15 protein-coding genes are annotated in these 17,708 nt (G+C 38.9%); 9 read left to right on the forward strand and 6 right to left on the reverse strand.

The window, feature by feature from the left end; translation table 11 throughout:
- From GX437_00170 to GX437_00190, 5 genes are all read left to right on the forward strand, one after another.
- Positions 1-430: hypothetical protein (locus GX437_00170; GenBank protein ID NLJ06061.1), on the forward strand; the 430-nt coding region annotated here is incomplete at its 5' end.
- 121 nt (positions 431-551) lie between these two features.
- The gene (locus GX437_00175; protein NLJ06062.1) at positions 552-1,994 is read left to right on the forward strand and encodes a T9SS type A sorting domain-containing protein; all 1,443 of its coding nucleotides are present in this window, start codon (positions 552-554) and stop codon (positions 1,992-1,994) included.
- Positions 1,995-2,138: 144 nt separating this feature from the next.
- Positions 2,139-2,642, forward strand: a complete 504-nt coding sequence (locus tag GX437_00180) for a T9SS type A sorting domain-containing protein (protein NLJ06063.1) — start codon at positions 2,139-2,141, stop codon at positions 2,640-2,642.
- 14 nt (positions 2,643-2,656) lie between these two features.
- Positions 2,657-4,639: a hypothetical protein gene (locus tag GX437_00185; protein ID NLJ06064.1), complete on the forward strand. Its 1,983-nt coding sequence runs from the start codon at positions 2,657-2,659 to the stop codon at positions 4,637-4,639.
- A 128-nt stretch (positions 4,640-4,767) separates the two neighbouring features.
- Positions 4,768-5,118 carry a TonB family protein gene (locus GX437_00190; protein NLJ06065.1) on the forward strand — a complete coding sequence of 117 codons (351 nt, stop codon included), beginning with the start codon at positions 4,768-4,770 and terminating at the stop codon, positions 5,116-5,118.
- A gap of 56 nt (positions 5,119-5,174) precedes the next feature.
- Here the strand turns inward: GX437_00190 and lpxB are convergent, their stop codons facing one another.
- Genes lpxB through GX437_00215 form a run of 5 tightly spaced genes read right to left on the reverse strand, consistent with a single transcriptional unit; the run spans position 5,175 to position 9,536 of the window.
- Entirely contained in the window at positions 5,175-6,281 is a 1,107-nt protein-coding gene (lpxB, locus tag GX437_00195) for a lipid-A-disaccharide synthase (GenBank protein ID NLJ06066.1), read from the reverse strand.
- A 2-nt stretch (positions 6,282-6,283) separates the two neighbouring features.
- Complete coding sequence (locus GX437_00200) at positions 6,284-6,577, reverse strand: hypothetical protein (GenBank protein NLJ06067.1); 294 nt, start codon at positions 6,575-6,577, stop codon at positions 6,284-6,286.
- Complete coding sequence (surE, locus tag GX437_00205; GenBank protein NLJ06068.1) at positions 6,564-7,343, reverse strand: 5'/3'-nucleotidase SurE; 780 nt, start codon at positions 7,341-7,343, stop codon at positions 6,564-6,566. The genes GX437_00200 and surE overlap by 14 nt, the downstream gene beginning before the upstream one ends.
- Before the next feature lie 50 nt (positions 7,344-7,393).
- A complete protein-coding gene (locus tag GX437_00210) occupies positions 7,394-8,020 on the reverse strand; it encodes a hypothetical protein (GenBank protein ID NLJ06069.1) in 627 nt (208 codons plus the stop codon).
- Positions 8,007-9,536 (reverse strand): NAD(P)H-hydrate dehydratase, encoded by a 1,530-nt coding sequence (locus GX437_00215; GenBank protein NLJ06070.1) that lies wholly within the window; start codon positions 9,534-9,536, stop codon positions 8,007-8,009. Before GX437_00215 ends, GX437_00210 begins: the two co-directional genes overlap by 14 nt.
- Before the next feature lie 121 nt (positions 9,537-9,657).
- On the opposite strand from GX437_00215, the gene GX437_00220 reads away from it, so the two are divergent.
- Entirely contained in the window at positions 9,658-10,911 is a 1,254-nt protein-coding gene (locus GX437_00220; protein NLJ06071.1) for an HlyC/CorC family transporter, read from the forward strand.
- Position 10,912: 1 nt separating this feature from the next.
- On the opposite strand, the gene GX437_00225 is transcribed toward GX437_00220, so the two are convergent.
- Positions 10,913-13,666, reverse strand: a complete 2,754-nt coding sequence (locus tag GX437_00225; GenBank protein ID NLJ06072.1) for a cyclic nucleotide-binding domain-containing protein — start codon at positions 13,664-13,666, stop codon at positions 10,913-10,915.
- A 136-nt stretch (positions 13,667-13,802) separates the two neighbouring features.
- On the opposite strand from GX437_00225, the gene ndk reads away from it, so the two are divergent.
- From ndk to GX437_00240, 3 genes are read left to right on the forward strand one after another with little or no spacing between them, the layout of a single operon-like run.
- Positions 13,803-14,222: a nucleoside-diphosphate kinase gene (ndk, locus tag GX437_00230; protein NLJ06073.1), complete on the forward strand. Its 420-nt coding sequence runs from the start codon at positions 13,803-13,805 to the stop codon at positions 14,220-14,222.
- 27 nt (positions 14,223-14,249) lie between these two features.
- Complete coding sequence (locus GX437_00235) at positions 14,250-15,173, forward strand: hypothetical protein (protein ID NLJ06074.1); 924 nt, start codon at positions 14,250-14,252, stop codon at positions 15,171-15,173.
- A 9-nt stretch (positions 15,174-15,182) separates the two neighbouring features.
- On the forward strand, positions 15,183-17,285 hold the full coding sequence (locus GX437_00240) for a hypothetical protein (protein ID NLJ06075.1): 2,103 nt from the start codon (positions 15,183-15,185) through the stop codon (positions 17,283-17,285).
- Positions 17,286-17,708: the final 423 nt, after the last annotated feature.

Genomic DNA, 17,708 nt, shown 5'->3' on the forward strand with positions numbered 1-17,708 from the left:
AGGGAATTCTGAGGAGCATGAGCTGAGCAGTGAATACCTTAGTCATTTTCTTCTTCATCAATACCTGATTCAAAACCATAGCGGAAAAAAATGCATTCTTCATGTTCATCCCGATGAGTTTATTGCCATCAGCCATTCTTCAAAAATTAAAACAGGAGAACAGCTTACTTCATTGATTTATAGTTATTTACCAGAGACACAAATTCATATAAGAAACGGAATTTCCTTTGTAGCTTATCAACCTGCAGGCAGCAGAGAGCTGGCAGAAGCCACTTTATCAGCTTATCAGGGAGAAGACCTGATTGTATGGGAAAAACACGGAGTTTTATCTTTGGCAAGCGACTGGCAGCAGGCAATTGAGATCATCGAAGCAGGCGTTAAAGCCCTGCGGATTTATTTTTTAACCAAAAGCCTGTATCTTCCTGATTAGGACAAAATCAAAAAAACCATCGAAAGCTTTATTTTGCAATATGTTTCTTATCTTTACCCTGAAAAAAATATTGCTGTTTTTTCAAAATTTAAACATTGTGTAACCTTTTAAAAATACAAAGATGAAAAAAATCATTGGTTTATTGGTTTTTATACTGATCAGTACATTAATATTTGCCCAAAACTATGACCTAATGACCAGCCTGACCATGGAAGTTGCCGGAAAGGCAGGCGTGGCAGTTCCCGTAAAAGGCTTTGTAATCAATAAAGGATTTAACTCCGTCACTTCCTTTGACCTGAATTATCAGGTTGATGATAATCAGATATTTACAGCAAATATTTCCAGTGTAAACATTCCGCAGAACGGGAAATGGTATTTTACCCATCCCACTAATTTTACTCCCACAAACACCAATGGATTTCATAAGATTAAATGCTGGGCAAGCAACCTGAATGGCAACCCCGACCAAAAACCATCCAACGATGCAGATTCGTTTTTCTTTTTTGTCAACTATGGGATTACCGGATCAAAAAATGTATTACTGGAAAGTGTTGTGAGTGTAAAAGACGGAGAATCAACTGATGCCTATGCCAAAATTGATGAAATGCTGAATACATATCCGAAAACCTTAGTTCCTGTCAATTATCAGACATGGGGCGAAATGGCCACTCTCGACTTTATCGAAATCAATAACGATTTCAAGCCTGCTACTTCTTCCGGTCTGATAGACAGGACTTTCTGGAAAGAATATAACGAAATTGCCGTCCCTCGTTATGACTGGTCAACCCGGATTGCAGAACGCCTGAGTTCAAAAACACCTGTCAACATTAGTTTTCAGGAAATAAAATATAATCCGAGTACTTCAGCTGCAGAAATTACTGCTAAATTTGAGTTTGTCGATGCCATGGGCGGAGATATCAGGGCCACCTGTCTGCTGACGGAAGATTGGGTTACCGGAAGCAAGGAAGACTATCAGCAGGCCAATAATTATGACGCTATGATGGGACATCCGTTTTTTAACCGTGGCAATCCGGTTTATCCGATGTTTTTCCACTTTACGGCACGTATGTTTAACTCAGGAATCTGGGGAGACTGGATTGATCTGAAAGAACCAGGATTCAGAAAAGTATCAAAAGACACCGTCATCATCAAACAATTTTCAAAACGCGTTATCCCCGACAACTGGAACCGTCATCAGATGTATGCCATTGTTTTTGTATGCTATTGGGACGAAAACATCGCCAGACGCCAGGTATTAAACGTTATTAAAGCCAAACTGACCACTACTTCCATCGAGGAAACAAACCCTGCCGATCAAATCAGCATGATTTATCCCAACCCTGTTGAAAATACGGGAATAATTACCTTCTCGACTTCACAAACAACAGATATTCAGCTTAGTATTTTCGATGTGATGGGAAGAAATGTTTTAGCTAAAACTGAAGGTAGCTTTGCTCCCGGGGAACATCATGTTTCTTTTGATGCCTCAAACCTGAGCAAAGGAAGCTATTTGGCTGTGCTGGAATTTAATGGCCAGAAACATACAGTGAAGTTTATCAAGTAGTTCATTTTACTACATTTTAAAACTGGATAATTTACCCTGTTTTAGTATTCTTTATTAACATCTGATTCAGGGAAAAAACAGGTGATTGAGTAAAATTAATTTTCAAAGTCATTGATTTATTCGTACTTTTGAAGTAAATTTATAATGAAGCCTTTGAAAATGTTGCGATATGTTTTTGTGGTAATAATCATTTTTTTCAACAGTTTTTATTGCTTTATCGGCAAAGGTCAAGTTACTAATAATCAGGTTATTTCGTCAAACGGTGGTTTTTATCAGGATCAGGAGTTTATTCTTTCCTGGACGACAGGAGAAATTATTTCACCCCCATTGGTTATGACATCAAATATCTGCATCAGCGGGTTTCAGCAGCCATCTTTTTCAAAACTATTGTCTGTTTATCAAAACCTAATACAATCAGAAATCACAATTTACCCCAATCCGGTAAATGATGTTCTTTTTATTCACCTCAACGGAGAAAAAACAGAATTAAATCTGCATATTTACGATTTGAATGGAAAATCACTTTTTTCTGATAAAATTTTTCATGGAACTACTTCACTCAACATGAATGGTTTTATTCCCGGAATATATATACTTAATTTTTCTGATAAAACTCATTTTCAATCTTTTATGTTAATCAAGAACTAAATTTATAGTAAATTATGAGAAAGTTCATACTGACACTATTGATAAGCACCGCTTTCATTTGTCATTTAACAGCCCAGCTGACTCCATACCTGAACTATCAGGCTGTTGCCAGAGACGGATCAGGAAAAGTGCTGGAGAATAAACCGCTAATCGTTGAGGTCAGCATTCTTCAGGGATCGCCATTGGGGACCATTGTATGGCAGGAAGGTCATAATGTAACGACTAACTCATTGGGATTGTTTACTTTACAAATAGGAAAAGGAATACCTACCGGAAAAGCTACCCTGCCTGCATTTGACTCTATCAAGTGGTGGACAGACAATTATTATCTGAATGTTAGGGTGGATTTCGGAAACGGATTGGTCGATATGGGAACTTCACAGTTTCTGGCAGTCCCTTATGCCCTGTATGCCCACATGTCGGGGAACAGTGTCGGTGGAACACAGAAACTATCGCTTAACGGACATGAACTTATCATCTCGAACGGGAATTCTGTTATCCTGCCCGACAATGTTGATGATGCAGATGCAGATCCGACAAACGAAATCCAAACCCTGAGCGTAGCCGGGAAAAATCTTAGCATCAGCAATGGCAACACCGTTACCCTGAATGTCGATGACGCTGATGCCGATCCTTCCAATGAATTTCAGACCTTGAGCCTGAATGGAAAAGATTTAAGTATCACTAACGGTAATACCGTAACACTCAATGTTGATGATGCTGATGCCGACACGTTAAATGAAATACAAACGCTGGCCATCAATGGCAATAACCTGAGTATCAGCGGAGGAAACACGGTTGCCTTGCCTACAACCCCATGGAAACAAAACAATACCGGCATTTATTACAAAAACGGAACCGTAAGCATTAATACACAGGCAAGTTATCGCGACAGCACATTGCTCACCATAACAGACAGCAATATTTTCAACCTCCCCGCACTGATGTTTTTATATGGGCGAGGCACAGATAACGGATTAAGCTCAGCAAGGTTGCTTCATGCTACCATTGATGCCACAAATGGAGATAACACAGCTATTTACGGCTCTGCTATCGGTTCTTTGGTTGCCGGCTACAATAAGGGAATCAGTGGTTTTGCCTCCAATTCACTGACCAATTACGGACTGTTTGGTGAAGCAAATCCGGGTGTCAAGGGTACCAGCGCCAATTATGGCGTTTATGGTACTTCCTCTGGTACTACAAATAATATCAATTGCGGTGTATTTGGAAAAGGAACCGGCTCCACCAAGTTTAATTTCGGACTTTACGGGAGTACCAATGGAGTCGGGACAAATAATGCAGGGGTTTTTGCCGAGTGTAACGGATCTGGAAGCGGACAAAACATAGGGGTTTATGCAAAAGCCCAGAACAGCGGTTTCATCAATTACGGGGTATTGGGAGAATCTGCCGGTAAAGGGACATGGAATATTGGGGTTGGAGCAGGTTGCGCAGCCTCAGGAACCCATACCAATTATGGGATGTACACAGGTGGTGATAACGCAAAAATTAACTATGGCATTTATTCCAGGGCAGCAAAGCTTTCGGGAACCTATACCAAAACCAATTATGCCTTTTATGCCGATGCCTACGGAGGAACAGACAGTAATTATTCTTTTTATGGAAACAAAGGGACTTTCTTCAATCGTCATGCAGTCAGTATCGGAACTGAAACAGCCAATTCCCTCTTACAGGTAAACGGCTCGATTTCATTGCCAATAGTAACAAAATCAGCAGCTTATACTGCTACACTCAGCGATTATACCATCTTGTGTGATGGAAATTCCTCAGCATTTACCATTAGTCTTCCTGCAGCTTCGGCCATCAAGGGAAGAATCTATGTCATAAAGAAAACAGATGCTTCTTCAAATGCCATAACTGTCGATGGGAATGGCTCAGAAACCATTGACGGAAATGCCACCTATTCCCTGACGAGTAAAAATCAGTTTGTCATGATTCAGTCTGATGGGAGCGGATGGCAGGTCATTTCAAAAAATTAATCAATATATCTTGTTGATTATCTGACTATTACAATTTTTTTTATTTTTCCTGAACATTCCTGTAACATTTCTTGTTTAGATTTCGTCTGATTAACAGAAATTTTTATTAACGATTAAAAAATGTAACCATGAAAAAATTTTCAGCTATTTTAGTTTTAGTATTGATTGCAGGAACCAGTTTTTTATCCATAGCTAAAGAAAATCCGGGAAATGAAACAAACACCAATGCAAAAGCCACCCAGATACTGACAAAACAAATTGAATATCCGGCATTTGCAAAAGAACAAAAAATCCAGGGAGATGTTTACGTAAGCTTTACTGTCAATAAAGACGGGAGGATAGAAAATATTCAGGCTAACGCAAATAATGAAGTACTAAAGAACTATGTCATCAGCAAGCTTTCAACAAGCAATGTTGCTGAACTGAACAACGAAGCCGGTCAAACCATTTACGTAAAGTTTAGTTTCAGGCTTTATTAATTGATATTCAGTCTTTTACACAAAGCGGATTTGGCAACGAATCCGCTTTTTTATTTTCAGGCATGAAAAGATCCGGAAATAATTGCTGCTGCTTTCTGGCTGGCACTGCCTGAACCAAGCGAGTCCCTTAATTTCTGAAAAGCCATCTTCATTTCATTCCTGTATTTTTCATCAAACAAAAGCTTTTCTAATTCATTCTTTATTTCTTCAGGATTAAAATTATGCTGAATCAGTTCCTTGACCGTTTGCTCCTGATTGATCAGGTTGACCAGAGAGATGTATTTGACTTTTATCAGCTGCTTTGAAATATAGTAGGTCAGACCGGATGTTTTGTAGCAAACCATCATGGGGACATTAAACAAAGCAGTTTCAAGAGTTGCAGTTCCTGAGGTAATGATACCGGCTTCGGCAAGATGAAGAATATCATAGGATTTATCAAAAACCACTTCCGCATTTGGAATATCCTCTGGCAGTTGATAGCAGGAAGGCGAAAGATTTGAAGTAGCTGCAATGACAAAATGGTAGGCGGGAAAAAGTCGGAAAACAGGGTATAAAACAGGTAAAATTTCTGAAACCTCCTGCTTTCTGCTTCCAGGTAATACCGCTACGACTTTTTTATCTTTATATCTTTCAGAAAAACTTATATCTGGCTGAAATTCTGATACTAAAGAAACGAGGGGATGTCCGCAATAAAATGCTTTAACATTAAATTTTGTGTAAAAATCCGGCTCAAACGGTAAGATACAAATCAGCAGATCGACCAGTTTTTTTAACTTAAACACACGCCTGGCTTTCCATGCCCAAATCTGAGGCAAAATATAATAGATAACCTTAAAATGATGTTTTTTGGCAAAAGAGGCAATTTTCAGGTTAAAACCGGGATAATCGACCAGAATCACAGCATCAGGCTGAAAATCGAGTAATTCCTTTTTACACAATCGTAATGCTTTAAAAATAATCGGTAAATGAAGAAAAACTTCAGCAAACCCCATAAAGGCAATTTTCCCGCTATCAAAGACAATGTTAACGCCCTGCTCTTTCATTCTGTTTCCACCTATGCCGGTAAAGACAACAGAAGGGTCTGTTTTTTTCAACTCCCTGACAAGATTCGAGGCATGCAAATCACCTGAGGCTTCACCGGCAATGATAAAATATTTCGGCATTATCAAAGAAAAATTTTAATCACCACTACGATCAGCACAAGTATAAAAGTGGCCAGTATCAAACCTTTGGCGGTATTGTATTTTTCCTTGTTTAAAAAGATAAAGAAAAAGAGCAGGTTGGGAAGTCCGGCCAGACTAATCATGGCAGAAAGCATTTTTTTATAGGAAGTGAGTGTGGAAAGATAATCTGAAAAACTGACGAAAGTAAATTTGGCCAGATAAAATACTACCACAACGATAATAATGCTTAAAATTCCGATAGCTGTACCCAGCAAAATATGGTCATACTTTTTCATTGGCAAAAATTTTTTGGAGATGATTTAAAAGTGGATATGCTGTAAGATCAAGATATACAGGCACTACTGAGGCAAAGTTGTTTTCAAGTGCCCAGATGTCGGTATCAGGTTCTTTATCGGAACATATAAACTCACCGGTCAACCAGAATGAGTTTTTTCCATTATCAGCAGTATTTTGCCGGAAAGTTTCTTTCCAGTGAGCCATAGACTGACGGCAAATTTTCAGGCCTTTAAAGGCTGAAATGTCAATATCAGGGATGTTGATATTCAACAGAAAAAACTGTTTAAGCAATTCAATATCAATAGTCTGCATTATTTCATGAACCACTTTTTCGCATAGCGACATATCGGCATCCTCATGATAATTGAGGCTGGAAAATGCCATGGAAGGTATGCCGTACAAAGCACCTTCGACAGCAGCTGCCACCGTTCCCGAATAGAGCATATTCACAGAAGCATTCGAGCCATGGTTAATACCTGAAACAATCAGATCGGGAGGTGAAGGAAAAAGGTTTCCATTGGCAAATTTTACACAATCGGCAGGTGTACCGGTACAACAATAGGCTTTTACAGGACTAAAAATATCTGTTTCTTCAATAAAAACCGGATTTCTCATGGTAATGGCATGTCCGACACCCGACATGGGGCTGCAAGGAGCAACAACCGTAACATTTCCGTACTCTTTCATGCAATTTACCAGAGAAGAAAGCCCCGAAGCATGAATGCCATCATCATTTGTAACAAGAATATTCACCTGAATCAAAATTTCCTGCAAAGTTAAGCGATTAAAGTTTGCAGGCGAAAACCTTTAAGTTGTCAGTTTCCTGAATGCTGATGTTTCCTGTGTTTTTTAAGCCATGCACGGTAGTAAAGCGCCATCAGTAAAAGAAAAGGAAAAGACTTTAAAAAGCTGAATATAAGGGAAGTATCATGAATCTCAAAGGCGTCAACAAGGTCCTGACCCTGAAGCAGTGCATAAAAAAAGGTAACAAAAATGGTTAAAGGTATCAGATAAAAGGAGTAGGCAAAAGGAATCATCAGGCGGGTAGATTTTTTTGCAACCCGCATCAGTTTTGAAGCTAAAGCCATATAAAAACCCATTAACACAGCCGTGGCAACTGCCAGAATTATTACATAAACAAAGTAATATTCCTTAAATGGATCAATGTTTTTGTAACAACAAATGAGGACAATATTGATAAACGACTCCAGTGCAATAATGGTGTAAATGGTGTAATTCCTGTCCTTGACATTATAGTAGTATTTGAGGAATTTTTTAAGATAGAGAAAAATTACTGCATTACATATTGTCATGATTATCAGCGACAAAGTAATAAACCATCTTTTAGGCTCCTGATAAACAATGAAATAACTGTAAACCATATTCATCAGGAAATAAATCAAAGAAAAAGCCGAAGCAATTTTCAACTCATTTTTTCTCATAATCTTGTTCAGCGTTAGAAAGGTTAATAAAAGCTTCAGGCAGGTAGTCAATGATATCGGAAGCAATCAGCCCATGCTGAGATTTTTGTTCAGCAGCCATATCGCCAGCGAGCCCATGAAGAAAAACGGCCAGCCGGGCAGCATGAAGCGGCTCATATCCCTGGGCAAGGAAGGCGAGAATCACACCGGTGAGTACATCACCACTTCCGGCCGTTGCCATGCCCGGATTACCCGTTGAATTGAAAAATATTTTTCCTTCCGGTGAGACGACAGCCGTATAATGCCCTTTCAATACAATGATAATCTGATGTTTTTTTGCAATTTGAATGGCTTTTTCAAGACGTTGAAAATGATTGGAAGATTTACCGGCCAGTCTGTCAAACTCTCCGGGATGTGGCGTAAGAATGCTGTTTCTTGGAATGGCATACATCCATGTTTGCCTGGCAGCTATGATATTTATGGCATCTGCATCCAGCACAACAGGATATTTGGTTTTTTTAAGAAAGAGATTGAGTGCATCAGCCGTCAGGTCATTAGTTCCTATACCAGGACCAATGGCAGCTGCATCAAAAGCCATGGTGTCCGGAATATTTGTTAGCATTTTATCATGATTTGCCACAATGGTCATGGCTTCAGGTACAGCGGTCTGGAGAACTGAATAGCCACATTCGGGAATGAAAACGGTTAACAAGCCAGTACCTGAACGCATACAAGCCTTAGCTCCCAGCACGGCAGCACCCATTTTTCCATACGAACCTGCCATCAACAGGGAATGGCCAAAATTACCTTTGTGATCAAATTTGTTCCTTGGCTTTAAAAGTTTTGATATTTCTGCCTTTGTTGAGTAAAAGTAACTGGTATCCGTATTTTGAATAAAATCATCAGAAAGACCGATGTCAACGACCCGCCATCTTCCGACAAAATCCCTGTTTTCAGGGATGAAAAATGCCAGTTTGGGCAGTTGGAAGCTAATGGTGAAATGAGCTTTAATTTTTGCATCATCCTCATTAAAACTATCGCAAAAGGTTCCGCTTGGAATGTCAATAGCAACAACCGGTAAGGAAGAAGAATTGATTTTTTCGATAATTTTTCCGGAAAAGCCCTGTATCGGTCGGCTAAGCCCTGTTCCCCACAATGCATCAACAATCAGGTCATTTTTAGCAAAATTAAACTCAAAGTTTTCGTCAGTAATATGATGAATTTCTGCCTGCTGATAATTTTTGAGTAAATTATAATTCAATGTAAAATCGTCTGAGGCCTCATCAGCGTATTCGAGGATGTAAGTAACTACCTGATAATGTTTATCCAGCAATAAACGGGAAACGACAAGACCGTCTCCGCCATTATTCCCTTTTCCGCAAAAAACATGAATTTTCCCTGTAATGGAAAAATGTTTCAGAAAATAAAGTGTAAACTGCCGGGCAGCTCTCTCCATCAGCATGGCAGAAGCGATAGGTTCGTGGCTGATGGTATAAGCATCGGCTTGTCGGATTAATTCACGGCTAAAAATTTTCATGTGATTCGATAACAATTTTACACTTTTGCCAGTTGAAAAGATGTGCAAAAATAAATCAAATTCAGTTTATTAAACGAGGTATTGTAATTTTGCGGCAAAAATCCGGTAGATTTAATATTGCATGGACCCATACTGGCTGATACTAATTATTTCATTACTTTTTTCTGCTTTTTTTTCAGGAATTGAGATAGCATTTTACCAGGCAAACCCTCTCAAAATTGAAATTGATAAAAAAGCCGGCATTTGGGCATCAAAACTTGTTTCATTTTTTTCCGACCATTCCGGGCAATTTATCACCAATACACTGATAGGCAACAATCTGGCTATTATCATATATGGAATTGTCTTTACCCAATTATTTACCCATGAAAATGCAGGAATTTTCGGTATTACAAATCCCTTGTTTTCATTTATAGTGCTTACACTAACAAGTACTTTCATTGTATTAATTCTTGCTGAGTTTTTACCTAAAATTATTTTTGTTTCAAACCCAAATAAAACACTAAAGAATTTCATCATACCCTTTTTTGTTATTTACATTATTCTTTTCCCGCTGAACCTGATCATCTCAAACATTTCACTTGGTTTGATGAGAATACTGGGCTACCGGATTGATAAAAAGAAAAAGACTTTTGATTTGCATGATTTATTTTCCTTTGTCGAAAGTAGTGATAATGAGTCAGAAAATACAAGTGATACCCAGCTCGACACTCAGATATTGAAGAATGCGATTGATTTACCTAATATTAAGGTCAGGGATTGTATGATTCCAAGGCCTGAAATTGTTTTTATTGATATTTCAGAGTCAGTTGAACAACTCAAAGACCTGTTTGTGTCTTCAGGTCATTCAAAAATAATAGTTGTGAACGATTCCATCGATTTTGTTGCAGGATATGTCCATGTGGTTGATTTATTTTTTAACCCAAAGACAATCAGTGAAATACTTAGAAAAATTGAATTTGTCCCCGAGTCTATGACCATTAACAAACTGTTAAAAAAATTCACTTCTTCAAATATTTCAATTGCCCAGGTGATAGATGAATATGGCGGTACTTCCGGAATTATCTCCATTGAGGATGTACTGGAAGAAATATTTGGCGAAATAAATGATGAATACGATAAAGATGCATTGAAGGAAGTCAAGGTCAGTGATAATGAATATATTCTGAGTGCAAGGCATGAAATTGATTACCTGAACGAGAAATATAACCTGAATCTGCCTGAAGGAGATTATTCCACATTAGGTGGCCTGGTACTCGAAATTACTCAAAACTTTCCACAAAAAGGCGATTTGGTTCATCATGAAAACTTTACAATAAAAATTCTCAGCACTTCAAAAAATAAAATTGAAGAAGTAATGCTGACCATACACTGAACTAATCCGTTTCTGTCAGGGTTATATCGGGGCTGATATAGAGCCAGCCATCACTTTCATACTGTAAGTCAATAGAAGGAACAATAGAAGGAGAGGTAAATATCTGATTATTTCTGCGGTCTGTAGCTGTTCCTGAAATATGTACCAGCCGGTGTTTTTCAAGGTTATAGACATCTCCTTTGAGCGTTTTTCTGACCTCCCCATGATTGACCCAGCGTTTAAGTTTTAAAAGGCTCCATGACTGATAGGGTAAAATATGCCCAAGGAGGTTTTCGGCAAAACGAATTCCTGCCATTCTCCATAAATTGTATTCAATCACTGAGGAGCGTTCAATAATTTTTTGCAGTGCCTCCGATTCAAGCCATAATGCTGTTACAGGCGTATCAGCAACGATTTTGGCGGTTCTTGGAGCACCGGTCAATACCGACATTTCCCCAATGATTCGGCCTGAACCTAAAATATCAACAACCTGATCATTTACAATTACTTTAACGGCCCCACTGGTAATAATGACCATTCCACTCTCTCCTGATTCTCCTTTCGACATCAGAACTTCTCCCTGCAAATGATTTTTTTCTTTGGCAATGGATTTAACCTTTTCAATGGTTTCAGCATCAGTACCTTTCAGCCATTCTGTTTGTTCGAGAATTTCAAACGGACTCAGCAATCTGGTCATCATAGGCGATTCCATCAGGTCTTTCAGCCTTTTTTCCAGATTGATAATCAACCTCTGAGCTTCATCTTCCTCTATCCTGCCCTCTTTTAACAATTTCTGTATGGTCTTTTTTTCAAAATTAAGCAAAGAGCGGCTCGCCTGCCTTGTTTCGATGGCTTTACTGATTTCCGGAAAGGCTTCATGCAATTCTTTGATATAGTTAAGCGATTTCAGCCTGTTCTGATTGATCTCCTCCCTGATGGTTGTTTCAATTTCTGTTTCTTTTTCATCCACTACATTATCCTGATTGAAATCAAAATCCATATTGGCCATCATTTTTGCCACCTCTTCCTGTGATATAAGGAATCCTCTGGCAATATCATAACGTAAAGCAAGCCTTTCCATGAGTTCCTGCCGTGCAAAATTATTCAGTAAAGGTACTTTCATCATTTTTGCATAAACTGCCGGTGTTTGCCAGAGTTTTATCAGATATGGCCTTTCGTTTAATGGCTTTTTCCCCTCATTATCAATAATTTCCTTAATGTTATCTGTCAGCTTTGAATAGGCCTGTGCACTCAGTAAGCCTTCTTTGAACTGATTCCAGTAACTGCTTTTTTCCTTTTCCAGACATCTTCGCCTCGATTCATTTAAAGGATTTATCATTGCAATTTCAGATTCTGTTACAATAATGTCTGGTTGCGAAGGATAAAACTTTTTAACCGAATTCCAGTCTGCATTGCTCATAAAGCGGTCTTTCGACAGTACTTCCTTTTCATGTTCAATTTCCCTGAATATTGTTCTGAAGACATTGGAAAACATTAAAGCTTTGACAGGCGGTATTTTGGTCATGCCCAAAGCATGCACAACTGCCTTGACGGTTGTAGCATTAATTAATAATGTAAGCGTTACAATACCAGCAATGTAAAAAAGGAACTGATGTCTGATTTCTTCAGGAATTTTCGGTTCACCGGCTACTACCAATGCAAGGGCAAGTCCGACAGCACCTCTGAGCCCGCCATACCAAAGAATAATACCTTCGTTTCTGTTAAGACCATAACCTAATCTGCGCATAAACGGGTAGAAAAGAAGAATCATGATGCCCCTTGTTACATGAATAGATAAATAAAGAATAAACAGAATCAGTAAGTCGTGTGAATGAAAAACTGACCTTTCGGAAATAACAACTCCTACAATGATGAATATCAATGTATTGGCGATAAAGGCAGCCAATTCCCAGAATTCATGAAGGAAATGCTGCACATCGGGGCTGATTCTTGTTCTTCCGGCACTTGCCATGCTCAGGCCAAGTCCGACAAGTCCCAAAACACCTGAAACATGCAGAAAATGTTCGGCAATATAGAATGTCAGATAGGCAGCAGCAATCACAAGGCTTATTTCAATCATGGCATCATTAAAAACTTTTTTTATCCAGATCAGCGTTACTGCTGCGATAATTAATCCAATAGCAACACCTCCTGCACTAACCCTCAAAAACTCAACAAGAGCAGGATTTGAGGCACCATGGGCAGAGCCGGTAAAAGCAGTATAAAAAACCATGAAAAAGACGATAGCTGTTCCGTCATTCAACAAAGATTCACCTTCAATGAGGGTACTGAGTTTTTTACTGGCACCCAGTTCTTTCAACAAAGCAACCACCGCCACAGGGTCAGTAGCCGACACCACAGAGCCAAACATAAAAGCTACAGCCCAACCCCATGTTCCAAATCCCACATTCCAGGCTTTAAGAACCATGGCTAATACAGCCGTTAAGGCAATAGCCACCAATATTCCTGGTACAGCCAGAATAATGGCATTGGCAGATATTTTTCTGAAAATATGAAGATCCATGGCAAAAGCAGCCTCAAAAATCAAAGTGGGTAAAAAGACAAACAAAATAACATGAGGGTCAATATTTCCTGCCCATTTCACTGCATTAGCCAATGAATGCATATTCTCTAACCAGCCCAGCCTGTCGATCAAACCGAGAATAATGCCGAAAATCAGTAATAAAACGGTATAAGGTAACGGTGTTTTTTGCAAAAAATGCCTTATGGCTGCACCGACAATAAGCGATAATGCAATAAAGAATATTGGTTCCATGTTTTTTTAAAAATAACGGGGTTAAAATTCAGTTGCAAGATAAACAAGTTCATCAAATAGTGTTTGCTTTCAATAAAACATCCTGAGACTTAGATTATTAATTTTGTAAAAAACATACATTTGCAGAAATAAAAAAATGGGCTCAATTACATTTACAATAATAAAACCTGAAATTCTCAGGAAAGAACAGGAAGGGGAAGTCCTTGATGCAATTATTAAAGGTGGTTTTCAGGTAATATCACTGAAAAAAACAAGGTTTACACCCCAGCAGGCTGAAAAGTTTTATGCCATACACAAGGGTAAGCCGTTTTTCGAGGGTCTTGTCAGCTATATTACCTCAGGACCGGTTTATGTTGCCATTCTGAAAAAGGAAAATGCTGTTCAGGCTTATCGCGAATTTATCGGAGCCACCGATCCTTCAAAAGCAGCCGAAGGCACTATCAGGCACAAATTTGGTACAAATATCGAACAAAATGCTGTTCATGGTTCTGATTCAGATGAAAATGCGGTGATCGAATCCAACTTTTTCTTTTCAGAAACAGAGCGTTTTGAATAAAAATACATTAACTCAAAAAACAGAGATATGAGTGAATATGAAGGCAATCAAAAAAAGAAGTTCAGCAGGATATTGCTGATTGTTTTTGTTGTTTTACTTGTACTTTTCAATGCTTTTTTAATTTTTCAGCTGGTTAAGAAAAACAGGGATATATCGGAAGAACTTGTTTCAACCATCTCATTAAAGGAAGAGCTTGAAAAAGAAGTTAAAAACTATGAAAAAGAGCTTGCAGAATATCAAAAGCTGCTCGGGGAAAAAGATACCGCCCTTTTGGCCAGTCAAAAAGAAGTAAATGAACTGAAAGAAAAAATTGAAGCCATTATCAGAGCCGGAAAAGTTACACAAGCCAAATATGACGCAGCTAAAGAAGAAATTGCACAGTTAAAATATTATACCCAGAAATATCAGAAAGAAATTGAAGAGCTAAAACGCAAAAACGAAAAACTCACTCAGGAAAATATGGGACTGAAAGAAGAAGTTCAGGAAGTTAAACGTGAAGTTGACAAACTGACTGACGAAAACGTTTCGTTAAGCAACAAAGTCAGCCTCGGAGCAACCCTGAAAACCGCAAATATTGAAGTTTATGGAATTCAGGTAAAGGGAGGGAAACAGAAAGAAACAGAAAAAGGAAGCAAAATGGATGGCCTGAAAATAATTTTCAGTATTCAGGAAAATGCATTGGCCAAGCCGGGAGAAAAAACATTTTATTTCAAAATTATCAATCCGAAAGGAGAAACCCTGTATATGGAAGAAAGAGGCTCAGGACAATTTGAAATTGCCGGAGGAAAAGACATTTATACGTTTAAAGAAAGCCTTGATTTTCAAAACTCTTCTTCCGACATTTACAAAGTTTACTGGGCAAAAGGCTCACCCTTTGAAAAAGGCAATTACAAAATTCAGATATATTCTGATGGTGTTAAATCAGGTGAAAAATCATTTTCCATTCAATAATAATCCATTATGGCAGCTATAGGAACAATCAGGAAGTACTCGGGTATAGCCGTTGGTGCTATTTTTATTTCAATTCTTGCTTTTATCATATCTGATGCATTTCAGTCGAATTCCATCTTTTTCGGTAGAAACAAAATGGTCGTAGGTGTAATTGACGGTGAAAAAATTTCTTATCAGGAGTTTTTATCACGTCTTGATGTTGAGATTGATAAACACATGAAACAAACCCAAAGTTCTTCGGTAGATGAAACGACAAGGGATCAGCTTCGGGAACGTTTGTGGAACAAATATCAGGATGAAATCATCTATAACCGTGAATATGAAGCTTTAGGTCTGGCATTCAGCTCAGAAGAGCTTTCATACACTGTCAGTGGTCCCAATCCTCATCCCGCTGTACAAAGCTTCTTTACCAATCCGAAAACACAGCAGTTCGACAGAAACCTTCTGGTCAACTTCCTCAAAAACATGGATCAATATCCTGAATATAAGGAAATCTGGCTCGACTTTGAAGAAGAACTGGCAAAAGAAACCCTGAAGCAAAAATATTTCGATCTGGTCAAGTCGGGTTTTTATCTTACCAATCTCGAAGCAAAAGACATTTATTATGCAAAAAACAAATTTGCTTCTTTCGATTATGTAATGCTTCCGCTTCGTGATGTAGCTGATTCATTGGTTGAACCCACTGATGCTGAAATTGAAAAATACTATAAAAAACATAAAGAGAAGTACAAGACAGAAGAAAGCCGGACAATCGATTATGTCTATTTTGACGTCAATCCGACCAAAGAAGACTCGCTGACCCTCTTTAACCAGTTGTTACAGTTGCGGGAAGAATTTAAAAACACAAAAAATGACTCACTATTCGTTAATGTTCACAGTGACGAGCAGTTTGACACCCAATACCGCAAACCCGGATATTATGCCAAAGAATTCGACAATGTATTTTTTACTATCGACAGTAAAGATACTGTCATCGGGCCGATATTCGACAAGGGATTTTACAGGATAGCCAAACTGGTGGACAAAAAAGCCGACTCCATTACCTATTATCGTGTCAGCCATATTTTGATAAAACCTAAAGGAGCTACCAATCAAGACACCCTCGATGCACTGAAACGGGCACGTGAACTGATGGCAGAAGCCCGTACAACCGACTTTTCTGAGCTTGCCATCCGCTACAGCGATGATAAAGGAAGCGCCATCAGAGGAGGCGACCTTGAATGGTTCAAAGATGGAGATATGGTCAAACCCTTTATGGAAGCCGTAAAAAGAATGAAGAAAGGGGATATGACAGTGGTAAAAAGCGAGTTTGGTGCTCATCTGATAAAATGCACAAATAATCCCAATACCAAAGTCATCCGGCTGGCGGTGGTTTCAAAACGAATAGAACCCTCCCCTTCCACCTATCAGGACATTTACGCTAAGGCAGTGAAATTCAGAAGTAAAATTAAAAAAGTTGAGGACTTTGAAAACGCTGCACGCGAAATGGAACTGAATAAAATGAATGCTCCCGAAGTCAGACCTGTTGACAGAGACATTGCCGGACTGCCAAACGCTAAAGTGGTTGTCAGTTGGGCATACCGCGAAAAGAAAGGAGCCATTTCGGATGTGCTGGATGTAGAAAACCGCTATGTGGTGGCTGCACTTACTGAAGTCTATTTCAAAGGTACTGCTCCGCTTGAAAAAGTAAAAGAGCAGGTCAAACAGGAAGTGCTCAAAGAAAAGAAACAACAATATCTGCTGAAGAAATTTGAAGAGGTACAGAAATCAGCCAATTCAATTGAAGATATCGCCAAAGCCCTTGGCAGAGGTGTTGAAAAAATCACCAATGCTTCATTTGAAATGCCATTTATTACTGGTCTTGGAGAAGAAAAACTCCTGATGGGCTACGTTTTCGGGTCCGAAAAAGGAAAACTTTCCCAACCAATTCCGGGTGAAAATGCTGTTTATCAATTTGTGCTGAAAGGATTTTCGGACGTGCAGGAACCAAAAGACCTGAGCGACATCAAAAAAGATAAGATCAGCAGCATGCAGTCGATGTCGCAATACACAGCCATGGAAGCACTGAAAGAACTCGCAGATATTAAAGACCTGAGGTATAAGTTTTTCTAAAAACAGGCAGTAGTGAGTAGGCAGTAGGCAGGGAAATTCGAAATTCGAAATTCGAAATCTTGCCTGACGGCAGACAGGTCCGCAATCCGCAATTCGCAATCTTGCCTGTCGCTAGGCAGGGCAGACAGGTTCGAAACTTCAATCAGTTTATTTACAGTACCAATTTGCTCAAGCTATCACAAATCGTCATGATAACAGAAGACCATTAAATAACCTTCCCCCAAAACCAAGTCCCGTAGGGACGATCTTATGGTAATACCAACAAAATAAAAGAGGCTAAGTCCCGTAGGAACGACCCAATTCCTTATAATTCAAGTGTGGCAGCTTTGATAAGTGTTGTTTTGTCTAACTCACCCCCGGCCCCTCTCTTTCAAAAAGAGAGGGGAGCTGATGGCGTTGCCGGATTTTAAAATTGTCTTATAA

Source organism: Sphingobacteriales bacterium (assembly GCA_012517435.1).
In the GTDB taxonomy this organism is placed as follows: domain Bacteria; phylum Bacteroidota; class Bacteroidia; order CAILMK01; family JAAYUY01; genus JAAYUY01.